Raw genomic sequence first — 20,000 nt, 5'->3', positions numbered from 1 at the left:
GTTATGGGACAGAAGATTCATCCGACCGGCTTCCGTCTGGCGGTCACGCATAATTGGGCTTCGCGCTGGTTCGCGTCCAGCAAGGACTTCCCGCGCATGCTCAATCAGGATCTGCAGGTTCGCGCGTTCCTGAAGAAGAAGCTGGCGCACGCGTCCGTCGGCCGCGTGGTCATCGAGCGCCCGGCCAAGAATGCCCGCATCACCGTCTACTCGGCCCGTCCGGGTGTGGTGATCGGCAAGAAGGGCGAAGAGATCGAGCTCATCAAGGCCCAACTGGCCAAGATGATGGGCGTGCCTGTGCACGTCAACATCGAGGAGATCCGCAAGCCGGAGATCGACGCGCAGTTGATCGCCGATTCGATCGCCCAGCAGCTCGAGAAGCGCATCATGTTCCGCCGCGCGATGAAGCGCGCCATGCAGAACGCCATGCGCCTCGGTGCCCAGGGCATCAAGATCATGTCGTCGGGCCGCTTGAACGGTATCGAGATTGCTCGCCGTGAGTGGTATCGCGAAGGTCGCGTACCGCTGCACACGCTGCGTGCAGACATCGATTACGGAACGTCTGAAGCGAAGACGACCTACGGTGTGATCGGTATCAAGGTGTGGGTGTTCAAGGGCGAAATGCTTGCCCGCGGCGAAGCGCCTGCTGTTACCGAAGAAAACGATAACGCACGTCGTCCGCGTCGTGACGGTCGTCGCCCCGAAGGCGACAACCGCCCGGCCGGCCGCCGTCCCGCTCGTGATGCGAAGCCCGAAGGCGGCGCACCGGCAGGGGATGCCGACGTGAAGTCCACTCAGCAACGAGTCAGAAAGTCAGGAGCTAGCAATGCTGCAGCCGGCGAGAAGAAAGTACCGTAAGGAGCAGAAGGGCCGCAACACGGGCCTCGCCACCCGCGGCACCAAGGTTTCCTTTGGCGAGTACGGTCTCAAGGCCACGTCGCGCGGTCGTCTGACGGCTCGTCAGATTGAATCCGCACGTCGTGCGATGACGCGTCACATCAAGCGCGGTGGTCGTATCTGGATTCGCATTTTCCCCGACAAGCCGATCTCGAAGAAGCCGGCGGAAGTGCGTATGGGTAACGGCAAGGGCAATCCGGAGTACTGGGTTGCGGAAATTCAGCCGGGCAAGGTGCTGTACGAGATGGACGGCGTCGACGAGGCGCTGGCGCGCGAGGCGTTCCGCCTGGCAGCTGCCAAGCTCCCGCTCGAAACCACCTTTGTCGTGCGACAGCTGGGGTAAGCGATGAAAGCCAAGGATCTGCGGACGAAAGATGCCGCTGAATTGAACAAGGAGTTGATGGATCTCCTGAAGGCGCAGTTTTCTATGCGCATGCAGAAGGCCACTCAACAGCTGACCAACACCAGCGAACTGAAGAACGTGCGCCGCGATATCGCGCGCGTTCGTACCCTGCTGCAACAGAAAGCGAGTACGAAATGAGCGAGACCAATCAAAAGGTTCATCGCACGCTGGTCGGCCGAGTGGTCAGCGACAAGATGGACAAGACCGTGACCGTTCTGGTGGAGCGTCGTGTGAAGCACCCGCTCTACGGCAAGGTGATCATGCGGTCGAAGAAGTATCACGCGCACGTCGAAGGCCTCGAAGCGCACGAAGGCGATCTGGTTCAGATCGAAGAGTGCCGCCCGATCAGCCGCACGAAGGCGTGGAAGGTTACGCAGGTTGTTGAACAGGCCCGCGTGATCTGAAGATGTATTTCAGGGAGGGGCTTGTGTAGTCCCTCCCTGCGTGCTATTGTGGCGCGCTTTGCTTCGCCGAGCCTCAAAGTTTTGTTGGGCTCGTCCTACACCCTGACGGGTCCAAGACTGACCGCTCTCAGAGCGGGATAAGTTGGAGATAACAAATGATCCAGATGCAATCCATGCTGAACGTGGCCGACAACACCGGCGCGCGCTCGGTCATGTGTATCAAGGTGCTGGGTGGTTCCAAGCGCCGTTACGCCGGTATTGGCGATGTGATCAAGGTCAGCATCAAGGATGCTGCACCCCGCGGTCGCGTCAAGAAGGGCGAGGTCTATAACGCGGTGGTTGTTCGCACTGCGAAGGGTGTGCGTCGTCCGGACGGTTCGCTCGTGAAGTTCGACGGCAATGCCGCAGTGCTTCTGAACAACAAGCTCGAGCCGATCGGTACCCGCATTTTCGGGCCGGTCACGCGTGAGCTGCGCGGCGAGCGTTTCATGAAGATCGTTTCGCTGGCGCCGGAAGTTCTCTGAGGCCAGGCTGGAGAGTCAGATGGAAAAGATTCGCAAGGGCGATGAAGTGGTGGTGCTGACGGGTAAGGATCGCGGTCGCCGCGGTACCGTGCTGCGTCGCGTTGATGAGCGCTCGGTTCTGGTTGAGGGTGTAAACCGCGTGAAGAAGCATCAGCGGCCGAACCCGATGAAGGGTCAGCAGGGCGGCATCGTCGAGAAGGAAATGCCGATCGATATTTCGAATGTTGCGCTGTTCAACCCGGCCACCAGCAAGGGTGATCGCGTGGGCATCAAGACGCTTGAAGACGGTACCAAAGTCCGTTTCTTCAAGTCGAATGGCGAGTTGGTCAAGGCTTAAGGAACGACAATGGCGCGCTTGCAAGATTTTTACAAGGCAACCGTTGTGGGCGATTTGACGGCTCGCTTCGGTTACAAGTCGGTGATGGAAGTTCCGCGCATCACCAAGATCACGCTGAACATGGGTGTCGGCGAGGCGGTGGGTGACAAGAAGGTTCTTGAACACGCCGTGGGCGACATGGTCAAGATCGCTGGTCAGAAGCCGGTCGTCACGAAGGCCCGTAAGGCCATCGCAGGTTTCAAGATCCGTGAGGGTTATCCGATCGGCTGCATGGTGACGCTGCGCGGTCCCCGCATGTTCGAATTCCTGGATCGTCTGATCACCGTGGCGATGCCGCGCGTGCGCGACTTCCGTGGTGTGTCGGGGAAAGGTTTCGATGGCCGTGGCAACTACAACATCGGCATCAAGGAACAGATCATTTTCCCGGAAATCGAGTACGACAAGGTCGACAAGGTCCGTGGGATGAACATCAGCATCACGACGACCGCCAAGACCGACGAGGAAGCCAAGGCTCTGCTCGCCGCGTTCAAGTTCCCGTTCAAGAATTGAGGTTGCCATGGCCAAGTTGGCATTGAAAAACCGTGAAGAGAAGCGTGAGAAGCTGGTTGCGAAGTTCGCCGCCAAGCGCGCCGCGCTCGAGGCTGTCATCGCTGACATGTCTGCGTCCGACGAAGATCGCGCTTCCGCGCGCCTGAAGCTTCAGGCGCTGCCGCGTAACTCCAGCCCGACGCGTCTTCGCAATCGTTGCGAACAAACCGGGCGTCCGCGCGGTGTGTTCCGCAAATTCGGTCTTTGCCGCAACAAGTTGCGTGAAGCGGCCTTCCGCGGCGAAGTGCCCGGCATGGTCAAGGCTAGTTGGTAACAGGGGTACAAGATGAGCATGAGTGATCCGATTGCGGACATGCTGACCCGCATCCGCAATGCACAAATGGCACAGAAGGGCTCTGTTGTCATGCCGTCGTCGAAACTCAAGGTGGCGATCGCCGGGGTGCTGCAGTCCGAAGGTTACATCGACGGTTTCAGCGTGCGCACCGATGGTGGCAAGGCAGAGCTGGAGCTGGTTCTGAAGTATTACTCGGGCCGCCCCGTCATCGAGCGCATCGAGCGCGTCAGTCGTCCTGGCCTTCGCGTCTACCGCGGCATGGACGATCTGCCTCGCGTGATGAACGGTCTGGGTGTGGCCATCGTTTCGACGCCGCGCGGCGTCATGACCGATCGCAAGGCCCGCGCCGAGAAGGTCGGCGGCGAAGTGCTGTGCATCGTGGCCTGAGGACGAAGACATGTCACGTATTGCAAAGAATCCAGTTGTTGTGCCGAAGGGTGTCGACGTTGCCCTGAGCAATGGCGAACTGTCGGTCAAGGGGCCGCTCGGCCAGATCCGCCGCGTGATCAACCCAGCAGTTTCGGTCACGGTCGATGGCGGCGAAATCCGTTTCGGTCAGATCGAAGGTGCCGAGAACACCAAGGCACTCTCCGGAACCATGCGTGCGCTGGTCGCGAACATGGTTCAGGGTGTCACTCAGGGTTTCGAGCGCAAGCTGCTGCTGGTTGGCGTCGGCTACAAGGCACAGGCGCAGGGTGACAAGCTGAATCTGTCGCTCGGTTTCTCGCACCCGGTCGTTCATCAGATGCCCGAGGGCATCAAGGTGGAAACCCCGGCGCAGACCGAAATCCGCATCAAGGGTGTCGATAAGCAACTCGTTGGTCAGGTTGCCGCTGAAATTCGCGCATATCGCGAACCCGAGCCGTACAAGGGCAAGGGTGTTCGCTACGCGGATGAAGTGGTGGTGATCAAAGAGACCAAGAAGAAGTAAGGGTGACGAACATGGACAAGAATATTTCCCGTCTGCGCCGTTCCCGCCAGACCCGTGCGCGCATCGCCCAACTGAAGGCCGTTCGTCTGTCGGTTCACCGCAGCAACAGCCACATCTACGCGCAGGTCTATTCCGGTTGCGGCACCCGCGTGCTCGCAGCGGCGTCGACCATCGAAGAGTCTGTGCGCAAGGAAGTGAGCAACGGCGGCAACGTCAAGGCGGCCACGCTGGTCGGCAAGCTGATTGCCGAGCGCGCTCGCGCGCAAGGTATCGAGCAGGTGGCATTCGATCGTGGTGGTTTCAAGTACCACGGCCGTATCAAGGCGCTCGCTGAGGCCGCCCGCGAAGGCGGTCTCAAGTTCTAACTGATCAGGCGACTCAAGCGATGGCTAAACCGCAACGCAAGCAAAACCAGGCCCAGGAAGAACGCGACGACGGCCTGCGTGAAAAAATGGTGTCGATCAACCGTGTCACCAAGGTGGTGAAGGGTGGTCGTATTCTGGGTTTCGCGGCACTCACCGTGGTCGGTGACGGCGATGGCGGAATCGGCATGGGCAAGGGCAAGGCGCGCGAAGTGCCGGTCGCCGTGCAGAAGGCGATGGAAGAAGCGCGTCGCAAGATGGCGCGTGTCAGCCTCAAGGATGGCAGCTTCTATCACCCGATCGTCGGCCATCACGGCGCCTCGACGGTGCTGATCCAGCCTGCTGCACCGGGTACCGGCATCATCGCCGGCGGTCCGATGCGCGCCGTGTTCGAAGTGATGGGCGTGACCGACGTGGTCGCCAAGTCGCTCGGCTCGTCGAACCCCTACAACCTCGTGCGCGCCACGCTGAACGGCCTGCTGCGCATGAGCACGCCGTCGGAAATTGCCGCCAAGCGCGGCAAGACCGTGGCGGACATTCTCGGCTGAGGTCTGTGATGGCTGAAAAAACTCTGAAGGTCACTCTGGTGAAGAGCCTGATCGGTCGCAAGCAGGATCACCGCGCCACGGTGCGCGGCCTGGGTCTGCGCCGTCTGCATCACACCGTCGTCCTTGAGGACACGCCGGCAGTCCGCGGCATGGTCACCAAGGTGTCTTACCTGCTGAAGGTTGAGGCTTAAATGGAACTGAATGACATCAAGCCCGGCGAGGGCTCGAAGCACGCGCGCCGTCGCGTCGGTCGCGGCATGGGCAGTGGCCTGGGCAAGACCTGCGGCCGCGGCCACAAGGGTCAAAAGTCGCGTTCGGGCGGCTGGAAGAGTGTCGGTTTCGAAGGCGGCCAGATGCCGCTGCAGCGCCGTCTGCCGAAGCGTGGCTTCACGTCGCTGACGCGTGCGCGCAACGAGGAAGTCAATCTTTCGTCGCTGTCGCGCCTGCCTGTCGAGGACGTTGATCTGCTGGTGCTCAAGCAGTTCGGCCTCGTGTCCCGTGACGCGCTGTCTGCCAAGGTGGTTCTGTCGGGCGAGATCACCCGCCGCGTCGTGCTCAAGGGCATCGGTGCGACCAAGGGTGCGCGCGCAGCGATCGAAGCCGCTGGCGGCCAGGTCGGAGAGTAAGCGTTGGTTACTGCCGCCCAGCAGCCCGGCCGTAGCGCCAAGTTCGGTGATCTGTGGCGTCGCCTGTGGTTCCTCGCAGGCGCGCTGCTGGTCTATCGCCTCGGTGCGCACATTCCGGTCCCGGGTATCGATCCTGCTCGTCTCGCGGAACTTTTCCAGGGGCAGCAGGGCGGCATCCTCGGCGTGTTCAACCTGTTCTCCGGCGGCGCGTTGTCGCGTTTCACGATCTTCGCGCTGGGGATCATGCCGTACATCTCGGCGTCGATCATCATGCAGCTGCTGACCGTCGCAGTGCCGTCTCTTGAGGCGCTGAAGAAAGAAGGTGAGGCAGGTCGTCGCAAGATCACGCAGTACACACGCTACGGTACGCTGGCGCTCGCGCTGTTCCAGGCCTTCGGTATTTCCGTTGCGCTTGAGTCGCAGCAGGGACTGGTGCTTGATCCGGGGATGATGTTCCGCTTCGTGACGATCTCGACACTGATCACTGGAACGATGTTCCTGATGTGGTTGGGCGAGCAGATCACTGAACGCGGCATCGGCAACGGTATCTCGATCATCATCTTCGCCGGTATCGCTGCGGGGCTTCCGGGTTCCATCGGTGGGCTTCTCGAGCTGGTAAATACCGGCGCGATGCACGAACTCACGGCGCTGTTCATCGTCGCCCTGGTGTTCGCTGTGACGGCGGTAGTGGTGTTCGTCGAACGCGGTCAGCGCAAGATACTGGTCAACTACGCGAAGCGTCAGGTCGGCAACAAGGTGTATGGCGGACAGAGCTCGCACCTGCCGTTGAAGCTGAACATGGCCGGTGTCATTCCGCCGATTTTCGCATCGTCGATCATCCTTTTCCCGGCGACGCTGGCGGGCTGGTTTGCAACGACCGACAGCACGCGTTGGCTTAAGGATCTGGCTGCCACGTTGTCGCCTGGACAGCCGATCTACGTGTTGCTTTATGCGACGGCAATCGTTTTCTTCTGCTTCTTCTATACGGCGCTGGTTTTCAACGCCAAGGAGACGGCGGACAACCTGAAGAAGAGCGGTGCCTTCGTTCCGGGCATCCGTCCGGGCGAACAGACGGCGCGCTATATCGACAAGATCCTGACGCGTCTCACCCTGGTCGGTGCGGTGTACATCACGCTGGTTTGCCTGCTGCCTGAGTTCCTGATCCTGAAGTGGAATGTACCGTTCTACTTCGGCGGCACATCGTTGCTGATCATCGTTGTAGTGACGATGGATTTCATGGCCCAGGTGCAGGCGTACGTGATGTCTCATCAGTACGAGAGCCTTCTGAAGAAGGCGAATTTCCGCGGGGCTGGGTTCCCGACGCGTTAGGTAGCTATGTCCAAGGAAGATGTCATTGAAATGCAGGGTGAAGTTGTTGAAACCCTGCCGAATGCGACGTTTCGCGTGAAGCTCGAAAACGGACACGTGGTTCTCGGGCACATATCCGGAAAGATGCGGATGCACTACATCCGCATTCTTCCCGGTGACAAGGTAACGGTGCAGCTCACGCCTTATGACCTGAGCAAAGGTCGCATCGTGTTTCGCGCCAAGTAGGTCCGGCGTTTGGTTCCAGTTGGAGAAATGGGATGAAAGTCCAAGCATCTGTAAAGCGCGTCTGCCGCAAGTGCAAGGTGATCCGTCGCCACGGTGTCGTCCGCATCATTTGTGCTGATCCGCGTCACAAGCAGCGTCAAGGTTGACGTTAGCTAGTGGTCTTTGATAACATTTAAGGTTTCGCTTTTCGGGGTGACTGCATGGCCCGTATCGCCGGCGTTAACATTCCTAACCACCAGCACACCGAGATCGCTCTGACGGCGATTTTCGGGGTTGGTCGTTCCCGCTCACAAAAGATTTGCGACGCTGCCGGCATTGCCCGCACGACGAAGATCAAGGACCTCTCGGAGGCCGAAATGGATCGGCTGCGGGAAGAGGTCGGCAAGTTCACCATCGAGGGTGACCTGCGCCGTGAAGTGACGATGAACATCAAGCGCCTGATGGATCTGGGCTGCTATCGCGGTGTTCGTCATCGTCGTGGCCTGCCGCTGCGTGGCCAGCGCACCCGCACGAATGCCCGCACCCGCAAGGGTCCGCGCAAGTCGATCGCTGGCGCCAAGAAATAAGCAATAGGACACGATCATGGTCAAGAGTGCTGCAAAAGTCCGGAAGAAGGTCAAGAAGAACGTCGCGGAAGGCATCGCGCACATTCACGCTTCCTTCAACAACACCATCATCACGATCACCGACCGTCAGGGCAACGCCCTGTCGTGGGCAACGTCGGGCGGCGCCGGCTTCAAGGGTTCGCGCAAGAGCACGCCGTTTGCAGCACAGGTGGCCGCCGAGGCCGCCGGCAAGGTCGCTGTCGAGTGCGGTGTGAAGAACCTGGAAGTCCGCATCAAGGGTCCCGGCCCGGGTCGCGAGTCGGCCGTTCGTGCGCTGAATGCGCTCGGCATCAAGATTTCGTCGATCACCGACATCACGCCGATCCCGCACAACGGTTGCCGTCCGCCCAAGCGTCGGCGCATCTAAGAGGAATTAGAGAATGGCTCGTAATCTCGACGCGAAGTGCCGTCAATGCCGTCGTGAAGGCGAAAAGCTCTTCCTGAAGGGCGAAAAGTGCTTCACCGACAAGTGCGCCATCGAGCGCCGTTCGTATGCCCCGGGTCAGCACGGACAGAAGTCCGGCCAGCGCCTGTCCGGTTTCGGTCAGCAGCTGCGTGAAAAGCAGAAGATCCGCCGCATCTACGGTGTGCTCGAGCGTCAGTTCCGCCGCGTGTATGCCGAGGCCGAACGCCGCAAGGGTCAGACCGGCGAGAACATGCTGCAACTGCTGGAAAGCCGCCTCGATACGGTTGCTTACCGCATGGGTTTTGGCGCTTCGCGTGCCGAGTCGCGTCAGGTCGTGCGTCACAACGGCGTGCTGGTCAATGGCAAGCGCGTCAACATCCCGTCGTACGAAGTGCGTCCGGGTGATGTGGTCGAGCTGACCGAACGTGCCAAGGGCCATCTGCGCTCGAAGGGCGCGCTCGAAGCCCAGGCTTCGCGCGGTTTCCCCGAGTGGCTGGACGTCGATTCCAAGGCTGCACGCGGCGTGTTCAAGTCGCTGCCGGCCCGTACCGACCTGCCCTCGACGATCAACGAAAGTCTGGTCGTCGAACTGTACTCCCGCTGATCGCTGGTGCGATCAGCCTGCTGACGTCACTGAGGACTGCAGATGCAAAGCAATGCTCTCTTGAAACCGCGAATCATTGACGTACAAAATCTTTCCCCGGCTCACGCACGTGTTGTGATGGAGCCGTTCGAACGCGGGTTCGGGCACACGCTGGGCAACGCGCTCCGTCGCATTCTCCTGTCGTCGATGCCCGGCTACGCGCCGACCGAAGTGCAGATCGAAGGTGTTCTGCACGAGTACTCGACGCTGGACGGCGTGCGTGAAGATGTGGTCGATATCCTGTTGAATCTGAAGGGTGTCGTGCTGAAGCTGCACAACCGCTCCGAGGCCTATCTGCGCCTGTCGCGCAATGGCGAAGGCGTCGTGACGGCTGGCGATATCGAGGTTACGCACGATGTCGAGATCGTCAATCCGGAGCATGTGATCGCTCACGTTGCGCCGGGCGGCAAGCTGGATCTCCAGTTCAAGATCGAACAGGGCCGTGGCTACGTGCCGGGTACCGTTCGTCAGAGTTCGTCGGAGAACAAGGCGATCGGTCACATCGTTCTCGATGCGAGCTTCAGCCCGGTTCGCCGCGTGAGCTATTCGGTTGAGTCGGCGCGCGTCGAACAGCGTACCGACCTCGATCGTCTGGTGATGGATGTCGAAACCAATGGTGCTGTCGAACCGGAAGAGGCAGTGCGCTACGCTGCACGCGTTCTGGTTGATCAGCTGTCGGTGTTCGCTGAGCTGGAAGGTACGGCTCCGGCCGTCGAGCAGCGCAAGCCGGCAGTGATCGATCCGATTCTGCTGCGTCCGGTCGACGATCTGGAACTGACGGTGCGTTCGGCCAACTGTCTCAAGGCCGAGAACATCTACTACATCGGTGACCTGATCCAGCGCACCGAGAACGAGCTGCTGAAGACCCCGAACCTGGGTCGCAAGTCGCTGAACGAAATCAAGGAAGTGCTTGCCTCGCGTGGCCTCACGCTGGGCATGAAGCTCGAAAACTGGCCGCCTGCCGGCCTCGATCGGGCGTAATGCCGTACCGGCGCACGTCGCCGGATACAAGATGAACCGGCCACCAGCCTGACCCGCGGTGGCCGCATAATTTATACGGAGTCATCATGCGTCATCGTAACGGTCTCAGAAAGCTCAACCGCACCAGCTCGCATCGCGAAGCGATGTTCCGCAATATGGCCGTGTCGCTGTTGCGCCACGAAGCCATCAAGACCACTGTTCCGAAGGCCAAGGAACTGCGCCGTGTGGTCGAGCCGCTGATCAACCTCGGCAAGACGCCCAATCTGTCGAATCGTCGCCTCGCCTTCTCGCGTCTGCGTGACCGCGAAGTCGTGTGCAAGATTTTCGACGTGCTGGGCCCGCGCTACGCGAACCGTAATGGCGGTTACCTGAGCATCCTGAAGATGGGCTTCCGCGTCGGCGACAATGCGCCGATGGCGTTTGTCCAGCTGATGGATCGCCCGGATGAAAGTGCCGAGCCGGTTGAAGTCGCTGAGTAAGCGAGTTTCATCGGTAGCAAACAAAAAGCCCCGCGATGCGGGGCTTTTTGTTTGGGCGTCCTTGGCAAACTCCTCGCGTAGTGGAGAGCGCGTGATGGGCCGCGGCGTCAGGCCGCGCTGGTGCTGTTGTCCTGCCAGAGGAGCGTGTGCTGCTGCAGGATTTCACGGAATACCTCGCCAAGCATCACGAGCACCGGCCCCTCGGGTGTTCCCGCTGTGCCCAGCAAAGCGCCGATCGGTTGTTCCGAGAGCCCCTGCAGCGTCGTGAAGGCCTCGCGCGATGCGGGGTGACTTGCGTTCTCGACCAGTGCTACCGGAGTGGCCGGGTCGCGCCCGTAACTCATCAGCTTGCGTGCAATCGCCATTGATTCGTGCGATGCCATGTAAAGCGCGAGCGTCGGGGTGTCGGCATTGGCACGCAGCGCCTGCGAGGGGTGTTCGCCCTCGCCTGCACGCGGCGTCAGCAGTGCAACGCTGCGCGCGATGCCGCGACGCGTCAGCGAAACGCGGAGCTGCGCGCTGGCGGCGCTGGCGGCGGTGATGCCCGGCACCACCTCGTACTCGATACCCGCGGCGGCCAGCGCATCCATCTCTTCCTGCGCGCGACCGAACAGCATGGGATCGCCGCCCTTGAGGCGAACGACGCGGGCGTGCGTACGTGCCGCGTGGATCAGCTTCTGGTTGATGAAGCGCTGCGCGGTGGAATGCTTGCCGCAGCGCTTGCCGACCGCGATGTGCTTGGCCTGAGGTGCGAGCGACAGCACGTCGTCGCCGATCAGCGCGTCGTGCAGCACGACGTCGGCTTCGGCGAGCAGTCTGACCGCGCGCACGGTGAGCAGATCGACGGCGCCGGGGCCTGCTCCGACCAGCCAGACCTTGCCGGGCGGGCGGTGTTCAGCCGGCTTTGACATGGAGACCGCACTCCTTGCTTTCCGGGTTCTCCCACCACCAGCGTCCGGCGCGGATGTCCTCGCCCGGCGAGATCGCGCGGGTACAGGGCTGGCAGCCGATGCTCGGGAAGAAGCGCTCGTGCAGTTCGTTGTAGGGGACTTCGTGCGTATGGATGTAGACCCACACCTCGCGCTCGGTCCAGTCGGACAGCGGATTGAATTTCTCGATGCCGTGGCCGTCGTCGAACTCGCGCGTCGGCAGTGCGCTCCGCGTCGCCGACTGCTGTGCGCGCATGCCGGTGATCCAGGCCTTCTTGCCGGCCAGCGCGCGCTTCAGTGGCTCGACCTTGCGCATTGCACAGCAGGCCTTGCGCAGCTCCACCGAGTCGTAGAAGGCGTTGATTCCGTGCTTGCGCACGTACTCTTCGACCGCCTCGTGGCGCGGAAAGAAGGTGACCGGGCGGGCCCCGTAGTGCTGTTCAGCCTTCGCCATCAGATCGTAGGTTTCGGCGGGCAGGCGGCCGGTGTCCAGCGTGAAGATTTCGATGTCGAGCGCGTTGCGCTGGATCAGGTCGGTCAGCACCATGTCCTCGGCGCCCATGCTGCTGGCGAAGCCGATAGGCTGGAACTCGGCCGCCGCCTGTCGGAGCAGATCGACGGCCGCCGCTGTCTTCTGCGCCACCGTCGCGCGCATCGCGTCGGTGATGTTCGGATGGATCAGCGGGTTCTTCATGCGATCGCCTTCTGCCCGATGCGCCGACGGAACACCGGAGTGATGCCGTCGGTGGAGGTCTGGTAGGGCGTGGTGAAGTCGTTCAGGGCGGCAATGCAGCGCTCCGGCTTCTGGTCGGCGCGCAGCAGGTAGGCGTCGAAGCCGGTGCGGCGGAAGAAGAACATCTGGTCGCGCAGCACATCGCCCAGCGCGCGCAATTCGTTGCGATAGCCGTAACGGGTGCGCAGGATGAAGGCGATCGAGAAGCCGCGGCCGTCGATGAACTTGGGAAAGTTCACGCCGATCAGCGGCAGCCGGTTCAGGTCGCCGTCGAGGCTCTCCGCCAGTTCGGCCGGTTCCTCATGGCTGTCCAGCCAGACCGCGATCTCACCAGCGGCAACGCGTGCCGCAAGCTCGTCGCGACGACGCAGCCACACGGTCAACGGAATCATCACCTTGCCGGCCGGCACTTCACAGGCGGCGACGACGTCTTCGGGTGCGGCTGGTTCACCGGTCAGCTTGAACATGACCACCTTGCCGGCGGCCTTGCGCACCGGTTCGGTCGATTCGGGCAGCTTCACCCAGGTCCATTCGTTCTGTGCGAGCGCGTTGCCGCGGATCAGGTCAGCCATGGGCCACCTCGGCTTTCTTTGCGGTTTCGCCGTACACGCGGGCCTTGAACGGTGCGACGCCGAGCCGGCGTACGGTGTCGAGGAAGCGCTCTTCCGGCGTGCGCGCCTCGACATAGGTTTCGATGAGCTTCTTCACGACACCGGGCACTTCGTCCGCCGCGAACGACGGGCCGATGACGTCGCCGAGCGACGTGGTGTTGCCCTGGGCGCCGCCGATCGACACCTGGTACCACTCGGAACCGGCCTTATCGACGCCGAGAATGCCGATGTGGCCGACGTGATGGTGACCACAGGAATTCATGCAGCCGGATATGTTCAGCTCCAGGTCGCCGATGTCGTACAGGTAGTCCAGATCGTCGAACTCGGCCTGGATGGCCTGCGCGATCGGGATCGACTTGGCATTCGCCAGCGAGCAGAAGTCGCCGCCCGGGCAGCAGATCATGTCGGTCAGCAGACCGATGTTCGGCGTGGCCAGTCCGTACGCGCGCGCGCCCTGCCACAGGTCGTACAGGTCGGCCAGCGCGACGTCTGCCAGCACCAGGTTCTGTTCGTGCGTCACCCGCAGCTCGCCGAAGCTGTAGCGGTCGGCCAGATCGGCGACGGCTTCCATCTGTTCCGACGTGATGTCGCCGGGGGCCACGCCGTGCGGTTTCAGCGACAGCGTGACCGAGCGGTAGCCCGGACGCTTGTGCGCACGCACGCAGCGCGACACCCAGCGGGCGAAGGCGCGGTCTTCCGCGAGGTGCGCGTCGAAGCCGGCGTCGCGAGCCGGGCGGGCCGGTGCGTCAGGGTCGGAGAAGGCGGCGCGGGCCAGTTCGAGTTCGGCTTCGGTGACGGTGGCGATGCCGTCGCGCTCCAGCTGCCATTCCTCATTGACCTGGCGCGCGAATTCTTCGGCACCGATCGCCTTGACCAGGATCTTGATGCGCGCCTTGTAGGCGTTGTCGCGGCGGCCGTAGCGGTTGTAGACGCGCAGCACGGCGTCGAGATAGGTCGGCAGGTGCGGCCAGGGCAGGGCGTCGTGGATGACGCTGCCCAGGATGGGCGTGCGTCCCATGCCGCCACCGACGATGACGCGCACCAGTACCTCGCCCTTGTCGTCGCGGTAAAGCTGCAAGCCGACGTCGTGCGCATAGGTCACCGCGCGGTCTTCAAGCGTGCCGCTGACGGCGATCTTGAACTTGCGCGGCAGGAAGGCGAATTCCGGATGGAAGGTCGACCACTGGCGCAGCACTTCGCAGTACGGACGCGGATCGACGATCTCGTCGGGCGCCACGCCAGCGAACGGGTCGGTCGTGATGTTGCGGATGCAGTTGCCCGAGGTCTGGATGGCGTGCATTTCCACCGTCGCCAGTTCGGCCAGGATGTCGGCAGTGTCTTCCAGCTTCGGCCAGTTCAGCTGCATGTTCTGGCGCGTCGTGAAGTGACCGTAGCCGCGGTCGTAGCGACGCGCGATGTCGGCCAGCTTGCGCAACTGCACGCTGGACAGCATGCCGTAGGGCACGGCGATGCGCAGCATCGGCGCGTGGCGCTGGATGTAGAGGCCGTTCTGCAGACGCAGCGGGCGGAATTCGTCTTCCGACAGTTCGCCGGCCAGATTGCGTTGCAACTGGTCGCGATACTGTGCGACGCGCTCGATCACCAGCGCGCGGTCGTAATCGTCGTAGCGATACATAAGGGTGGTCCAGTCATGGGTGTCCGACCCATGCCGGACGACCCGTTGCCCTCTTTCAGCCTAGAAGGTTCAGGCTCAGTTTTCCGCCGATGCCGAACAGCATGCTCGCCAGCAGCGGACGCAGGAATCGTTCGGGCATGCGCGCCGCGATCTGGCTGCCGAGCGCGATGCCGGGCAGCGAACCGACCAGCAACGCGCCGAGCAAGGTCCAGTCGACATTGCCCAGCCACCAGTGGCCCATGCCGGCCACCAGGGTCAGCGGCACTGCGTGCGCGATGTCGCTGCCGACGATGCGCACCGCAGACAGCCGCGGATAGAGAAATACCAGTGCCGCCGTGCCCAGTGCGCCGGCGCCCACCGAAGAGATCGTCACCAGCAGGCCCAGCACCGCCCCGGTGGCAATGGTCAGCGAACGCAGATGGCGTTCGCGGAATTCGCCTATGCCCGGCCGCTCGGCCAGAGCCTGCAGACGGGCTCGGAAAAGCAGCGCGCACGCAGTCAAGACAAGCGCCACGCCGAGCGTACCGCTGATCAGCGACTGGCTGCCATAGGCCGAGCCGGAATGCGTCGATAACCACCACAGCGTCAGCGCCGCCGCCGGCACACTGCCGGTGCCCAGCGCGGCGACGATGCGCCAATCCACCGTTCCATTGCGCCCATGCACGACCGCGCCGCCGGCCTTGGTCATCGCCGCGTACAGCAGATCGGTGCCGACCGCCACCGCCGGGTGGATGCCGAACAGCAGCACCAGCAGCGGCGTCATCAGCGAGCCGCCGCCGACACCGGTCAGACCGACGATGGCGCCGACGAAAAAGCCCGCGACCGAATAACCGAAATCCATGAATGCACTTTCTGCACTTTAAGGCGACCGAGGGTAGCGGCCTTCGAAGATAATTGGAAATGCTTTGAAGTAAGATCGAAATGACTTCCAGTGCTAATCGAGGTGGGGTATGAACCTGCAACAGCTGCGTTACGTCGCCGAAGTCGCCCAGCGCAACCTGAACGTGTCCGAGGCGGCGCGTGCGCTGCACACCTCGCAGTCCGGCGTGTCGCGGCAGATCAGCCTGCTGGAGGAGGAGCTTGGCGTCGATGTGTTCGTGCGCCAGGGCAAACGGCTGGTGGCGATCACTCGACCGGGCGAAGAGGTGGTCGCCATTGCTCGCCGCATGCTGCGCGACATCGGCGCGCTGCGGCAGGTCGGTGACGAGTACGCCAGCGGTGACCTCGGTCGGCTGTCGATCGCCACGACCCATACCCAGGCGCGCTACGTGCTGCCGCGCGTGCTGTCGGAGTTCCTGCGCGCCCACCCGGGGGTGCAGATCGAACTGCACCAGGGCAATCCGACCCAGTGCTGCGAATTCGTGCTGTCCGGCGCGGCCGATCTGGCGATCGCGACCGAAGCGATCGACGACTACGAACAACTGGTCAGCCTGCCCTGTTACCAGTGGAACCGCTGCCTGATCGCGCCACCCGGTCATCCGCTCCTCGACGTGAAGCCGCTGACGCTGGAAGCGATCGCCGCCTGGCCGCTGATCACCTATGACTTTTCCTTCACCGGCGGATCGCGCGTGAACCAGACCTTCGCCGAGCGCGGGCTGACGCCGCGCGTCGCGCTCAGCGCCATCGACGCCGACATCATCAAGACCTATGTGGCGCTCGGCCTCGGCGTCGGCATCGTCGCGCAGATGGCCTTCGATCCGGAACAGGACCGCGGTCTGCGTGCGGTCGATTGCGCCCACCTGTTCGAGCCGAGCACCACGCGCATCGGCCTGCACCGCAATGCCTGGCTGCGCGGCTACACCTACGCGTTCATCGAGGCCTTCGCCGCGTCACTGAGCCGTGACGTGGTCGACCGGGCGCTCGGGCGCGGATGAGGGTTTTCATCGGCCGGTAACGTCGCCGGGCGACAGTGTCGGAATTGTTTCCACTTTGAACCCGACCATGAGCGTGGCGCCCCTGCATCCCCTGAAACTTGACCCGACCGGTCAGCGGGCCGAACTGGCCGGCGTCGACTACCTTGCGAGCACGCCGCTGCGTGCCAAGGACGGTCGCAGCGTGCTGTATCTGACTGAAGCGTCCCAGCCCGAGCACGTCTACAAATTCATCGGCCCGCTGCCGGATGGCGGTGCGCTGCAGCACGGTGCGCTCTACGTAGCACGACTGGGCGACGGCGGGCACGGGCGCTGGTTGCCGCTGGTGCCGGCGCGCCAGGGCTTCCTGCTGTGGGACGCGCAGCTGAACGTGGCCGACGTGTTGGCCCGCCCGGCCGACGCTGCCCGACGGGTGGGCGCCAGCCGCATCGACGCGCTGTTCTGCGTGCAGGCGCGCGCAGACGGTGGTCAGCTCCTCTTGTGCGACCACGCTGGCGCAGCACTGGTGTGGCGAGAGGCGCTGGGCGATGCGGCCAGTCTCAGCTTCGCCTGGCAGGGCGCCCGACTGCGCTGCGACGCACTGGCTGCGCTGCAGTCGCCGGACCGCGTCAACATCGCCACGCAGCCGGTCGCTGGCTGAGCGAACAGGCTGGAGCCGCCTGTGCACGCCTGCCCGTGACACGGTCGCGGGCGGCCGTGGCGCGCTGCGGCCTATACTCCGGCGTCTGTTCACATCGACAGCCGCCCATGACCCGCTTCCGCTCCTCCCTCGTCGTCGCGCTGTTCACTGCCGGCCTGCTCGGCGCCGGATCGGTGCCGGCGGCCGATGGTGCCAGCCGCTACTACGAAGACGCCCTAATCCGCTTCGAGAAGAAGGATGACGCCGGCGCCATCATCCAGCTCAAGAACGCACTGAAGGCCGACCCCGGGTTCCTGGCAGCGCACATGCTCATGGGACGGGCGGCGCTGCGCAAAGGGGATTACGCCGCGGCCGAGGTGGCACTGAACGAGGCGCGCCAGCGCGGCGTGTCGCGTGCCGAGTACATCGTGCCGCTGGCGACCCTGCTGGTCGCGATCGGGCGCCAGAAGGAAGTGATCGACACGCTGTCGCCGGACGATCTGCCGCCCGGTATCCGCTACGAACTGACGGTGCTGCGCGCCAAGGCTTACCTGGAGCTGGGGCAGTATCCGCAGGCCCTGTCGACGGTGCGCGAGGCGCGCGCGATGAACCCGGCCTCCGCTTCGGCGGTGGTCATGGAATCGCGCATCGCGCTGCAGGCCGGGCGCCCGGCCGAGGCGGCCACCCTGGCGGAACAGGCGACCACCATGGCGCCCGACGATTCCGACGCCTGGGGCATGCGTGCCGCCGTCGCTTACGCGACAGCGCAACTGCCGTTGGCGCTGTCGCATTACGACCGCGCATTGCAGCTTGCCTCCGACAACAGCGAAGCGCTGCTAGGCCGCAGCTCGGTACTGATGGACCTCGGGCGCATGCCCGAGGCGAAGCAGTCGCTGCTGGCGCTGTCCAAGGCCGATCCCAGTGAACCGCGGTCGGCCTATCTGCGCGCCGTGATCGCGGAATCGGAGGGCGATCGCGCGGCAGCGCAGAAGCTGCTGGGCGAGGTGGTCGGACTGATTGATCCGCTGCCGCGCTCCGTCCTGACCAGCCGCTCCCATCTGGCACTGATCGCCGGCCTGTCGCACCTCAGCCTGGGCGGAGCGGTCAAGGCAAAGGAGTACTTCGAACTGCACATCCGCTTCTTCCCGTCGCAGATGGCAGCGCGCAAGCCTCTGGCCTCGCTGCAGATCGCAATGGGCGAAGCGGCCGCGGCCGTATCGACGCTCGAACCGCTGATGCGTACCACGGCGGGGGCGCGCGATCCGGAAGTGCTGACGCTGATGGCCAGCGCCTACAGTCGCCTGAAACGCCATCAGCAGGCGACCGAACTGCTGGAGCAGGCGGCCAAGCTCGGCGCTTCGTCGCAGACACAGACCTCGCTCGGACTGAGCCTGATCGACGCCAAGCAGACGGCGCTCGGGGTTGAACAACTGCGTAGCGTGCTCAAGCAGGACCCCGGTCAGGCGCGCGCCAGCACCGCACTTGCGCTTGTTGCCTTGCGCGACAGCCAGCCACGCAAGGCGGTCGAACTGATGGAAGCGGTGGTCAAGCGCGAGCCGGACAATCTGGCCGCGCTGAACCTGCTCGGCGTGTCGCGCGCAGCGGCCGGCGACTTCGCCGGTGCGCGCAAGGCCTACGACAAGGCGCTTGCCGCCGACCGCAACTTCGACAGTGTGAAACTGAACCTGGCGAAGCTGGAGATCGCCGAAGGCAAGCCCGATCAGGCGCGCGCACGCCTCGACGCGCTGATCAAGGAAAGACCCAACAGCGCATCGGCGCTCTACGAGAAGGCCATGCTCGACGCCGCGACCGGTCGCACCGCGGATGCGCTGCGCGGACTCGAAACGCTGCACGACAAGCACCGCAACCATGTCGAAGGTCATGTCGCGCTGATCGAGCTCTATCTGCAGACCGGTGCGTCGGACAAGGCGCTTGAGGCGGCCAAGGGCATCAGTCAGGGACAGCCGGGCTATCTGGCCATCCAGGCCGCGCTGGCCCGCGTGCAACTGGCGCGCGGCGACGCCGCTGGCGCCCGCGCCACACTGACGTCGATGACGCGTGTTGCAGATTTCGATCCGTCGGCCCAGTACCGCATCGCCCAGCTGCAGCGCATGGCCGGCAATCCGGCCGGTGCGACCTACAGTCTCGAGAAGGCCTTGCAGGGCGACCCCACCTATCTGCCCGCCCGCATCATGCAGGGCGAGCAGATGCTGGCCGAAGGCCAGCTCGAGAAGGCGGAGGTGCGTGCGCAGGAACTGCTCAAATCACCGGCCCCACCACCCGAGGTGTTCCGGCTGGCGGGCGACGTCGCGATGGCGCGCAGCCAGTGGCAGAACGCAATCACGCACTACCGCAACGGACTGGCCAAGGGCGGCGGTGTCGAGCTGGCGGGGGGGCTTTACGAAGCGCATCGCCGCGCCGGCACCATGGCTCAGGGACGGGGGGCGGTGGAGGCCCTGGTCAAGGAGCGCCCGCGCGATCTGGCGTTCAAGCTGCTGCTGTCGCAGGCGCAGACCGATGCCGGACTTCTGCGCGAGGCGAAGGCGACGCTCGAAACCGTACTGAAGATCGGCGGGGAATCGGCGCCCGTTCTGAACAACCTGGCCAATCTGCAGTGGCAGACCAAGGATGCTGCTGCGCAACAGACGGCAGAGCGCGCGTTCAAGCTGGCGCCGGCCGACCCGCTGGTACTCGACACGCTGGGCTGGATACTGGCGCAGAAGGGGCAGACCGACGCCGCCCTCAAGCATCTGCGCGAAGCGCGGCTGCGCAGTCCGCAGAATCCGGAAGTCCGCTATCACCTGGCCTGGGTGCTCGCCAAGACCGGTCGTGCGGCAGAGGCTGTGCAGGAGCTCGACGCCGCGCTGCAGTCGGGACGGAGCTTCCCCGATGCCGACAAGGCCAGAGCTCTGCGCGGCGAACTGGGCAAGCGATGAAACATCTTGTCGAAATAATTTACAGCACACATTTTCACAGTCTTCAGGCTGTTGTTTTTTAAGAGATAAATACTTCTGGCCC

Annotated in this window: 30 protein-coding genes; 25 read left to right on the top strand and 5 right to left on the bottom strand. The window is 63.4% G+C overall.

The features are described from left to right. Positions 1 to 3 precede the first annotated feature (3 nt). The 22 genes from rpsC (at position 4) to rplQ (ending at position 10,583) form a co-directional block, all read left to right on the top strand. Positions 4 to 858, top strand: coding sequence for a 30S ribosomal protein S3 (rpsC, locus tag METFAM1_RS0110795; protein ID WP_019919625.1), 855 nt, complete (start codon positions 4 to 6; stop codon positions 856 to 858). Further along, on the top strand, positions 827 to 1,240 hold the full coding sequence (gene rplP, locus METFAM1_RS0110790) for a 50S ribosomal protein L16 (RefSeq protein WP_008061728.1): 414 nt from the start codon (positions 827 to 829) through the stop codon (positions 1,238 to 1,240). The genes rpsC and rplP overlap by 32 nt, the downstream gene beginning before the upstream one ends. A 3-nt stretch (positions 1,241 to 1,243) precedes the next feature. Beyond that, complete coding sequence (gene rpmC / locus METFAM1_RS0110785; RefSeq protein WP_019919624.1) at positions 1,244 to 1,438, top strand: 50S ribosomal protein L29; 195 nt, start codon at positions 1,244 to 1,246, stop codon at positions 1,436 to 1,438. After that, a complete protein-coding gene (gene rpsQ / locus METFAM1_RS0110780; RefSeq protein ID WP_018228087.1) occupies positions 1,435 to 1,704 on the top strand; it encodes a 30S ribosomal protein S17 in 270 nt (89 codons plus the stop codon). Before rpmC ends, rpsQ begins: the two co-directional genes overlap by 4 nt. 155 nt (positions 1,705 to 1,859) lie before the next feature. Further along, a complete protein-coding gene (rplN, locus tag METFAM1_RS0110775; RefSeq protein ID WP_008061731.1) occupies positions 1,860 to 2,228 on the top strand; it encodes a 50S ribosomal protein L14 in 369 nt (122 codons plus the stop codon). A 19-nt stretch (positions 2,229 to 2,247) separates the two neighbouring features. Beyond that, positions 2,248 to 2,565: a 50S ribosomal protein L24 gene (gene rplX / locus METFAM1_RS0110770; RefSeq protein WP_019919623.1), complete on the top strand. Its 318-nt coding sequence runs from the start codon at positions 2,248 to 2,250 to the stop codon at positions 2,563 to 2,565. Positions 2,566 to 2,574: 9 nt separating this feature from the next. Then, entirely contained in the window at positions 2,575 to 3,114 is a 540-nt protein-coding gene (gene rplE, locus METFAM1_RS0110765) for a 50S ribosomal protein L5 (protein WP_019919622.1), read from the top strand. Positions 3,115 to 3,121: 7 nt separating this feature from the next. Further along, positions 3,122 to 3,427, top strand: a complete 306-nt coding sequence (gene rpsN, locus METFAM1_RS0110760; RefSeq protein ID WP_019919621.1) for a 30S ribosomal protein S14 — start codon at positions 3,122 to 3,124, stop codon at positions 3,425 to 3,427. A gap of 12 nt (positions 3,428 to 3,439) precedes the next feature. Beyond that, complete coding sequence (gene rpsH, locus METFAM1_RS0110755) at positions 3,440 to 3,835, top strand: 30S ribosomal protein S8 (RefSeq protein ID WP_019919620.1); 396 nt, start codon at positions 3,440 to 3,442, stop codon at positions 3,833 to 3,835. A 10-nt stretch (positions 3,836 to 3,845) separates the two neighbouring features. Beyond that, positions 3,846 to 4,379 carry a 50S ribosomal protein L6 gene (gene rplF / locus METFAM1_RS0110750; RefSeq protein WP_024300632.1) on the top strand — a complete coding sequence of 178 codons (534 nt, stop codon included), beginning with the start codon at positions 3,846 to 3,848 and terminating at the stop codon, positions 4,377 to 4,379. 11 nt (positions 4,380 to 4,390) lie between these two features. Continuing rightward, the gene (rplR, locus tag METFAM1_RS0110745) at positions 4,391 to 4,744 is read left to right on the top strand and encodes a 50S ribosomal protein L18 (protein WP_019919618.1); all 354 of its coding nucleotides are present in this window, start codon (positions 4,391 to 4,393) and stop codon (positions 4,742 to 4,744) included. Positions 4,745 to 4,764: 20 nt separating this feature from the next. Next, positions 4,765 to 5,289 carry a 30S ribosomal protein S5 gene (gene rpsE, locus METFAM1_RS0110740; RefSeq protein ID WP_019919617.1) on the top strand — a complete coding sequence of 175 codons (525 nt, stop codon included), beginning with the start codon at positions 4,765 to 4,767 and terminating at the stop codon, positions 5,287 to 5,289. An 8-nt stretch (positions 5,290 to 5,297) separates the two neighbouring features. Then, the gene (rpmD, locus tag METFAM1_RS0110735) at positions 5,298 to 5,480 is read left to right on the top strand and encodes a 50S ribosomal protein L30 (RefSeq protein WP_008061740.1); all 183 of its coding nucleotides are present in this window, start codon (positions 5,298 to 5,300) and stop codon (positions 5,478 to 5,480) included. Then, complete coding sequence (gene rplO / locus METFAM1_RS0110730; protein ID WP_019919616.1) at positions 5,481 to 5,915, top strand: 50S ribosomal protein L15; 435 nt, start codon at positions 5,481 to 5,483, stop codon at positions 5,913 to 5,915. 3 nt (positions 5,916 to 5,918) lie between these two features. Continuing rightward, positions 5,919 to 7,244, top strand: a complete 1,326-nt coding sequence (secY, locus tag METFAM1_RS0110725; protein ID WP_019919615.1) for a preprotein translocase subunit SecY — start codon at positions 5,919 to 5,921, stop codon at positions 7,242 to 7,244. A gap of 6 nt (positions 7,245 to 7,250) precedes the next feature. Beyond that, positions 7,251 to 7,469 carry a translation initiation factor IF-1 gene (gene infA, locus METFAM1_RS0110720; protein ID WP_008061745.1) on the top strand — a complete coding sequence of 73 codons (219 nt, stop codon included), beginning with the start codon at positions 7,251 to 7,253 and terminating at the stop codon, positions 7,467 to 7,469. Positions 7,470 to 7,501: 32 nt separating this feature from the next. Beyond that, positions 7,502 to 7,615 carry a 50S ribosomal protein L36 gene (gene rpmJ / locus METFAM1_RS20625; protein WP_081627205.1) on the top strand — a complete coding sequence of 38 codons (114 nt, stop codon included), beginning with the start codon at positions 7,502 to 7,504 and terminating at the stop codon, positions 7,613 to 7,615. 54 nt (positions 7,616 to 7,669) lie between these two features. After that, the gene (gene rpsM / locus METFAM1_RS0110715) at positions 7,670 to 8,035 is read left to right on the top strand and encodes a 30S ribosomal protein S13 (RefSeq protein WP_019919614.1); all 366 of its coding nucleotides are present in this window, start codon (positions 7,670 to 7,672) and stop codon (positions 8,033 to 8,035) included. Between the two features lie 16 nt (positions 8,036 to 8,051). After that, positions 8,052 to 8,441: a 30S ribosomal protein S11 gene (gene rpsK / locus METFAM1_RS0110710; protein WP_008061749.1), complete on the top strand. Its 390-nt coding sequence runs from the start codon at positions 8,052 to 8,054 to the stop codon at positions 8,439 to 8,441. 13 nt (positions 8,442 to 8,454) lie between these two features. Then, entirely contained in the window at positions 8,455 to 9,084 is a 630-nt protein-coding gene (rpsD, locus tag METFAM1_RS0110705) for a 30S ribosomal protein S4 (RefSeq protein ID WP_019919613.1), read from the top strand. A gap of 42 nt (positions 9,085 to 9,126) precedes the next feature. Continuing rightward, entirely contained in the window at positions 9,127 to 10,104 is a 978-nt protein-coding gene (locus METFAM1_RS0110700; RefSeq protein WP_024300631.1) for a DNA-directed RNA polymerase subunit alpha, read from the top strand. Positions 10,105 to 10,190: 86 nt separating this feature from the next. Beyond that, positions 10,191 to 10,583, top strand: coding sequence for a 50S ribosomal protein L17 (gene rplQ / locus METFAM1_RS0110695; protein WP_020647632.1), 393 nt, complete (start codon positions 10,191 to 10,193; stop codon positions 10,581 to 10,583). Positions 10,584 to 10,690: 107 nt separating this feature from the next. Here the strand turns inward: rplQ and cobA are convergent, their stop codons facing one another. The 5 genes from cobA to METFAM1_RS0110670 are packed head-to-tail and all read right to left on the bottom strand — an operon-like array spanning position 10,691 to position 15,333. Beyond that, a complete protein-coding gene (gene cobA, locus METFAM1_RS0110690; RefSeq protein ID WP_019919610.1) occupies positions 10,691 to 11,494 on the bottom strand; it encodes a uroporphyrinogen-III C-methyltransferase in 804 nt (267 codons plus the stop codon). Next, positions 11,478 to 12,206 (bottom strand): phosphoadenylyl-sulfate reductase, encoded by a 729-nt coding sequence (locus METFAM1_RS0110685; RefSeq protein WP_019919609.1) that lies wholly within the window; start codon positions 12,204 to 12,206, stop codon positions 11,478 to 11,480. The genes cobA and METFAM1_RS0110685 overlap by 17 nt, the downstream gene beginning before the upstream one ends. Continuing rightward, complete coding sequence (locus METFAM1_RS0110680) at positions 12,203 to 12,817, bottom strand: DUF934 domain-containing protein (RefSeq protein ID WP_019919608.1); 615 nt, start codon at positions 12,815 to 12,817, stop codon at positions 12,203 to 12,205. The genes METFAM1_RS0110685 and METFAM1_RS0110680 overlap by 4 nt, the downstream gene beginning before the upstream one ends. Continuing rightward, positions 12,810 to 14,492, bottom strand: a complete 1,683-nt coding sequence (locus METFAM1_RS0110675; protein WP_019919607.1) for a nitrite/sulfite reductase — start codon at positions 14,490 to 14,492, stop codon at positions 12,810 to 12,812. The genes METFAM1_RS0110680 and METFAM1_RS0110675 overlap by 8 nt, the downstream gene beginning before the upstream one ends. A 55-nt stretch (positions 14,493 to 14,547) precedes the next feature. Then, positions 14,548 to 15,333 carry a sulfite exporter TauE/SafE family protein gene (locus METFAM1_RS0110670; RefSeq protein WP_019919606.1) on the bottom strand — a complete coding sequence of 262 codons (786 nt, stop codon included), beginning with the start codon at positions 15,331 to 15,333 and terminating at the stop codon, positions 14,548 to 14,550. A gap of 109 nt (positions 15,334 to 15,442) precedes the next feature. Here METFAM1_RS0110670 and METFAM1_RS0110665 point away from each other — a divergent pair, with 109 nt between their 5' ends. From METFAM1_RS0110665 to prsT, 3 genes are all read left to right on the top strand, one after another. After that, positions 15,443 to 16,366: a CysB family HTH-type transcriptional regulator gene (locus METFAM1_RS0110665; protein WP_019919605.1), complete on the top strand. Its 924-nt coding sequence runs from the start codon at positions 15,443 to 15,445 to the stop codon at positions 16,364 to 16,366. 67 nt (positions 16,367 to 16,433) lie between these two features. Then, positions 16,434 to 17,003, top strand: a complete 570-nt coding sequence (locus METFAM1_RS0110660; RefSeq protein WP_019919604.1) for an alkaline phosphatase PhoX — start codon at positions 16,434 to 16,436, stop codon at positions 17,001 to 17,003. A 107-nt stretch (positions 17,004 to 17,110) separates the two neighbouring features. Further along, complete coding sequence (prsT, locus tag METFAM1_RS0110655; RefSeq protein ID WP_019919603.1) at positions 17,111 to 19,918, top strand: XrtA/PEP-CTERM system TPR-repeat protein PrsT; 2,808 nt, start codon at positions 17,111 to 17,113, stop codon at positions 19,916 to 19,918. Positions 19,919 to 20,000 lie beyond the last annotated feature (82 nt).

It is taken from the genome of Methyloversatilis discipulorum (assembly GCF_000527135.1).
GTDB lineage: Bacteria > Pseudomonadota > Gammaproteobacteria > Burkholderiales > Rhodocyclaceae > Methyloversatilis > Methyloversatilis discipulorum.
Note: the sequence above shows the minus strand (reverse complement) of the source record. Positions and strands in the feature narration are given on the sequence as shown.

What these genes read in the sequence shown, in the direction of transcription:
- rpsC (WP_019919625.1), top strand. Translation starts at nt 4, where the DNA reads ATGGGACAGAAGATTCATCCGACCGGCTTCCGTCTGGCGGTCACGCAT.
- rplP (WP_008061728.1), top strand. Translation starts at nt 827, where the DNA reads ATGCTGCAGCCGGCGAGAAGAAAGTACCGTAAGGAGCAGAAGGGCCGC.
- rpmC (WP_019919624.1), top strand. Translation starts at nt 1,244, where the DNA reads ATGAAAGCCAAGGATCTGCGGACGAAAGATGCCGCTGAATTGAACAAG.
- rpsQ (WP_018228087.1), top strand. Translation starts at nt 1,435, where the DNA reads ATGAGCGAGACCAATCAAAAGGTTCATCGCACGCTGGTCGGCCGAGTG.
- rplN (WP_008061731.1), top strand. Translation starts at nt 1,860, where the DNA reads ATGATCCAGATGCAATCCATGCTGAACGTGGCCGACAACACCGGCGCG.
- rplX (WP_019919623.1), top strand. Translation starts at nt 2,248, where the DNA reads ATGGAAAAGATTCGCAAGGGCGATGAAGTGGTGGTGCTGACGGGTAAG.
- rplE (WP_019919622.1), top strand. Translation starts at nt 2,575, where the DNA reads ATGGCGCGCTTGCAAGATTTTTACAAGGCAACCGTTGTGGGCGATTTG.
- rpsN (WP_019919621.1), top strand. Translation starts at nt 3,122, where the DNA reads ATGGCCAAGTTGGCATTGAAAAACCGTGAAGAGAAGCGTGAGAAGCTG.
- rpsH (WP_019919620.1), top strand. Translation starts at nt 3,440, where the DNA reads ATGAGCATGAGTGATCCGATTGCGGACATGCTGACCCGCATCCGCAAT.
- rplF (WP_024300632.1), top strand. Translation starts at nt 3,846, where the DNA reads ATGTCACGTATTGCAAAGAATCCAGTTGTTGTGCCGAAGGGTGTCGAC.
- rplR (WP_019919618.1), top strand. Translation starts at nt 4,391, where the DNA reads ATGGACAAGAATATTTCCCGTCTGCGCCGTTCCCGCCAGACCCGTGCG.
- rpsE (WP_019919617.1), top strand. Translation starts at nt 4,765, where the DNA reads ATGGCTAAACCGCAACGCAAGCAAAACCAGGCCCAGGAAGAACGCGAC.
- rpmD (WP_008061740.1), top strand. Translation starts at nt 5,298, where the DNA reads ATGGCTGAAAAAACTCTGAAGGTCACTCTGGTGAAGAGCCTGATCGGT.
- rplO (WP_019919616.1), top strand. Translation starts at nt 5,481, where the DNA reads ATGGAACTGAATGACATCAAGCCCGGCGAGGGCTCGAAGCACGCGCGC.
- infA (WP_008061745.1), top strand. Translation starts at nt 7,251, where the DNA reads ATGTCCAAGGAAGATGTCATTGAAATGCAGGGTGAAGTTGTTGAAACC.
- rpmJ (WP_081627205.1), top strand. Translation starts at nt 7,502, where the DNA reads ATGAAAGTCCAAGCATCTGTAAAGCGCGTCTGCCGCAAGTGCAAGGTG.
- rpsM (WP_019919614.1), top strand. Translation starts at nt 7,670, where the DNA reads ATGGCCCGTATCGCCGGCGTTAACATTCCTAACCACCAGCACACCGAG.
- rpsK (WP_008061749.1), top strand. Translation starts at nt 8,052, where the DNA reads ATGGTCAAGAGTGCTGCAAAAGTCCGGAAGAAGGTCAAGAAGAACGTC.
- rpsD (WP_019919613.1), top strand. Translation starts at nt 8,455, where the DNA reads ATGGCTCGTAATCTCGACGCGAAGTGCCGTCAATGCCGTCGTGAAGGC.
- METFAM1_RS0110700 (WP_024300631.1), top strand. Translation starts at nt 9,127, where the DNA reads ATGCAAAGCAATGCTCTCTTGAAACCGCGAATCATTGACGTACAAAAT.
- rplQ (WP_020647632.1), top strand. Translation starts at nt 10,191, where the DNA reads ATGCGTCATCGTAACGGTCTCAGAAAGCTCAACCGCACCAGCTCGCAT.
- cobA (WP_019919610.1), bottom strand. Translation starts at nt 11,494, where the DNA reads ATGTCAAAGCCGGCTGAACACCGCCCGCCCGGCAAGGTCTGGCTGGTC.
- METFAM1_RS0110685 (WP_019919609.1), bottom strand. Translation starts at nt 12,206, where the DNA reads ATGAAGAACCCGCTGATCCATCCGAACATCACCGACGCGATGCGCGCG.
- METFAM1_RS0110680 (WP_019919608.1), bottom strand. Translation starts at nt 12,817, where the DNA reads ATGGCTGACCTGATCCGCGGCAACGCGCTCGCACAGAACGAATGGACC.
- METFAM1_RS0110675 (WP_019919607.1), bottom strand. Translation starts at nt 14,492, where the DNA reads ATGTATCGCTACGACGATTACGACCGCGCGCTGGTGATCGAGCGCGTC.
- METFAM1_RS0110670 (WP_019919606.1), bottom strand. Translation starts at nt 15,333, where the DNA reads ATGGATTTCGGTTATTCGGTCGCGGGCTTTTTCGTCGGCGCCATCGTC.
- METFAM1_RS0110665 (WP_019919605.1), top strand. Translation starts at nt 15,443, where the DNA reads ATGAACCTGCAACAGCTGCGTTACGTCGCCGAAGTCGCCCAGCGCAAC.
- METFAM1_RS0110660 (WP_019919604.1), top strand. Translation starts at nt 16,434, where the DNA reads ATGAGCGTGGCGCCCCTGCATCCCCTGAAACTTGACCCGACCGGTCAG.
- prsT (WP_019919603.1), top strand. Translation starts at nt 17,111, where the DNA reads ATGACCCGCTTCCGCTCCTCCCTCGTCGTCGCGCTGTTCACTGCCGGC.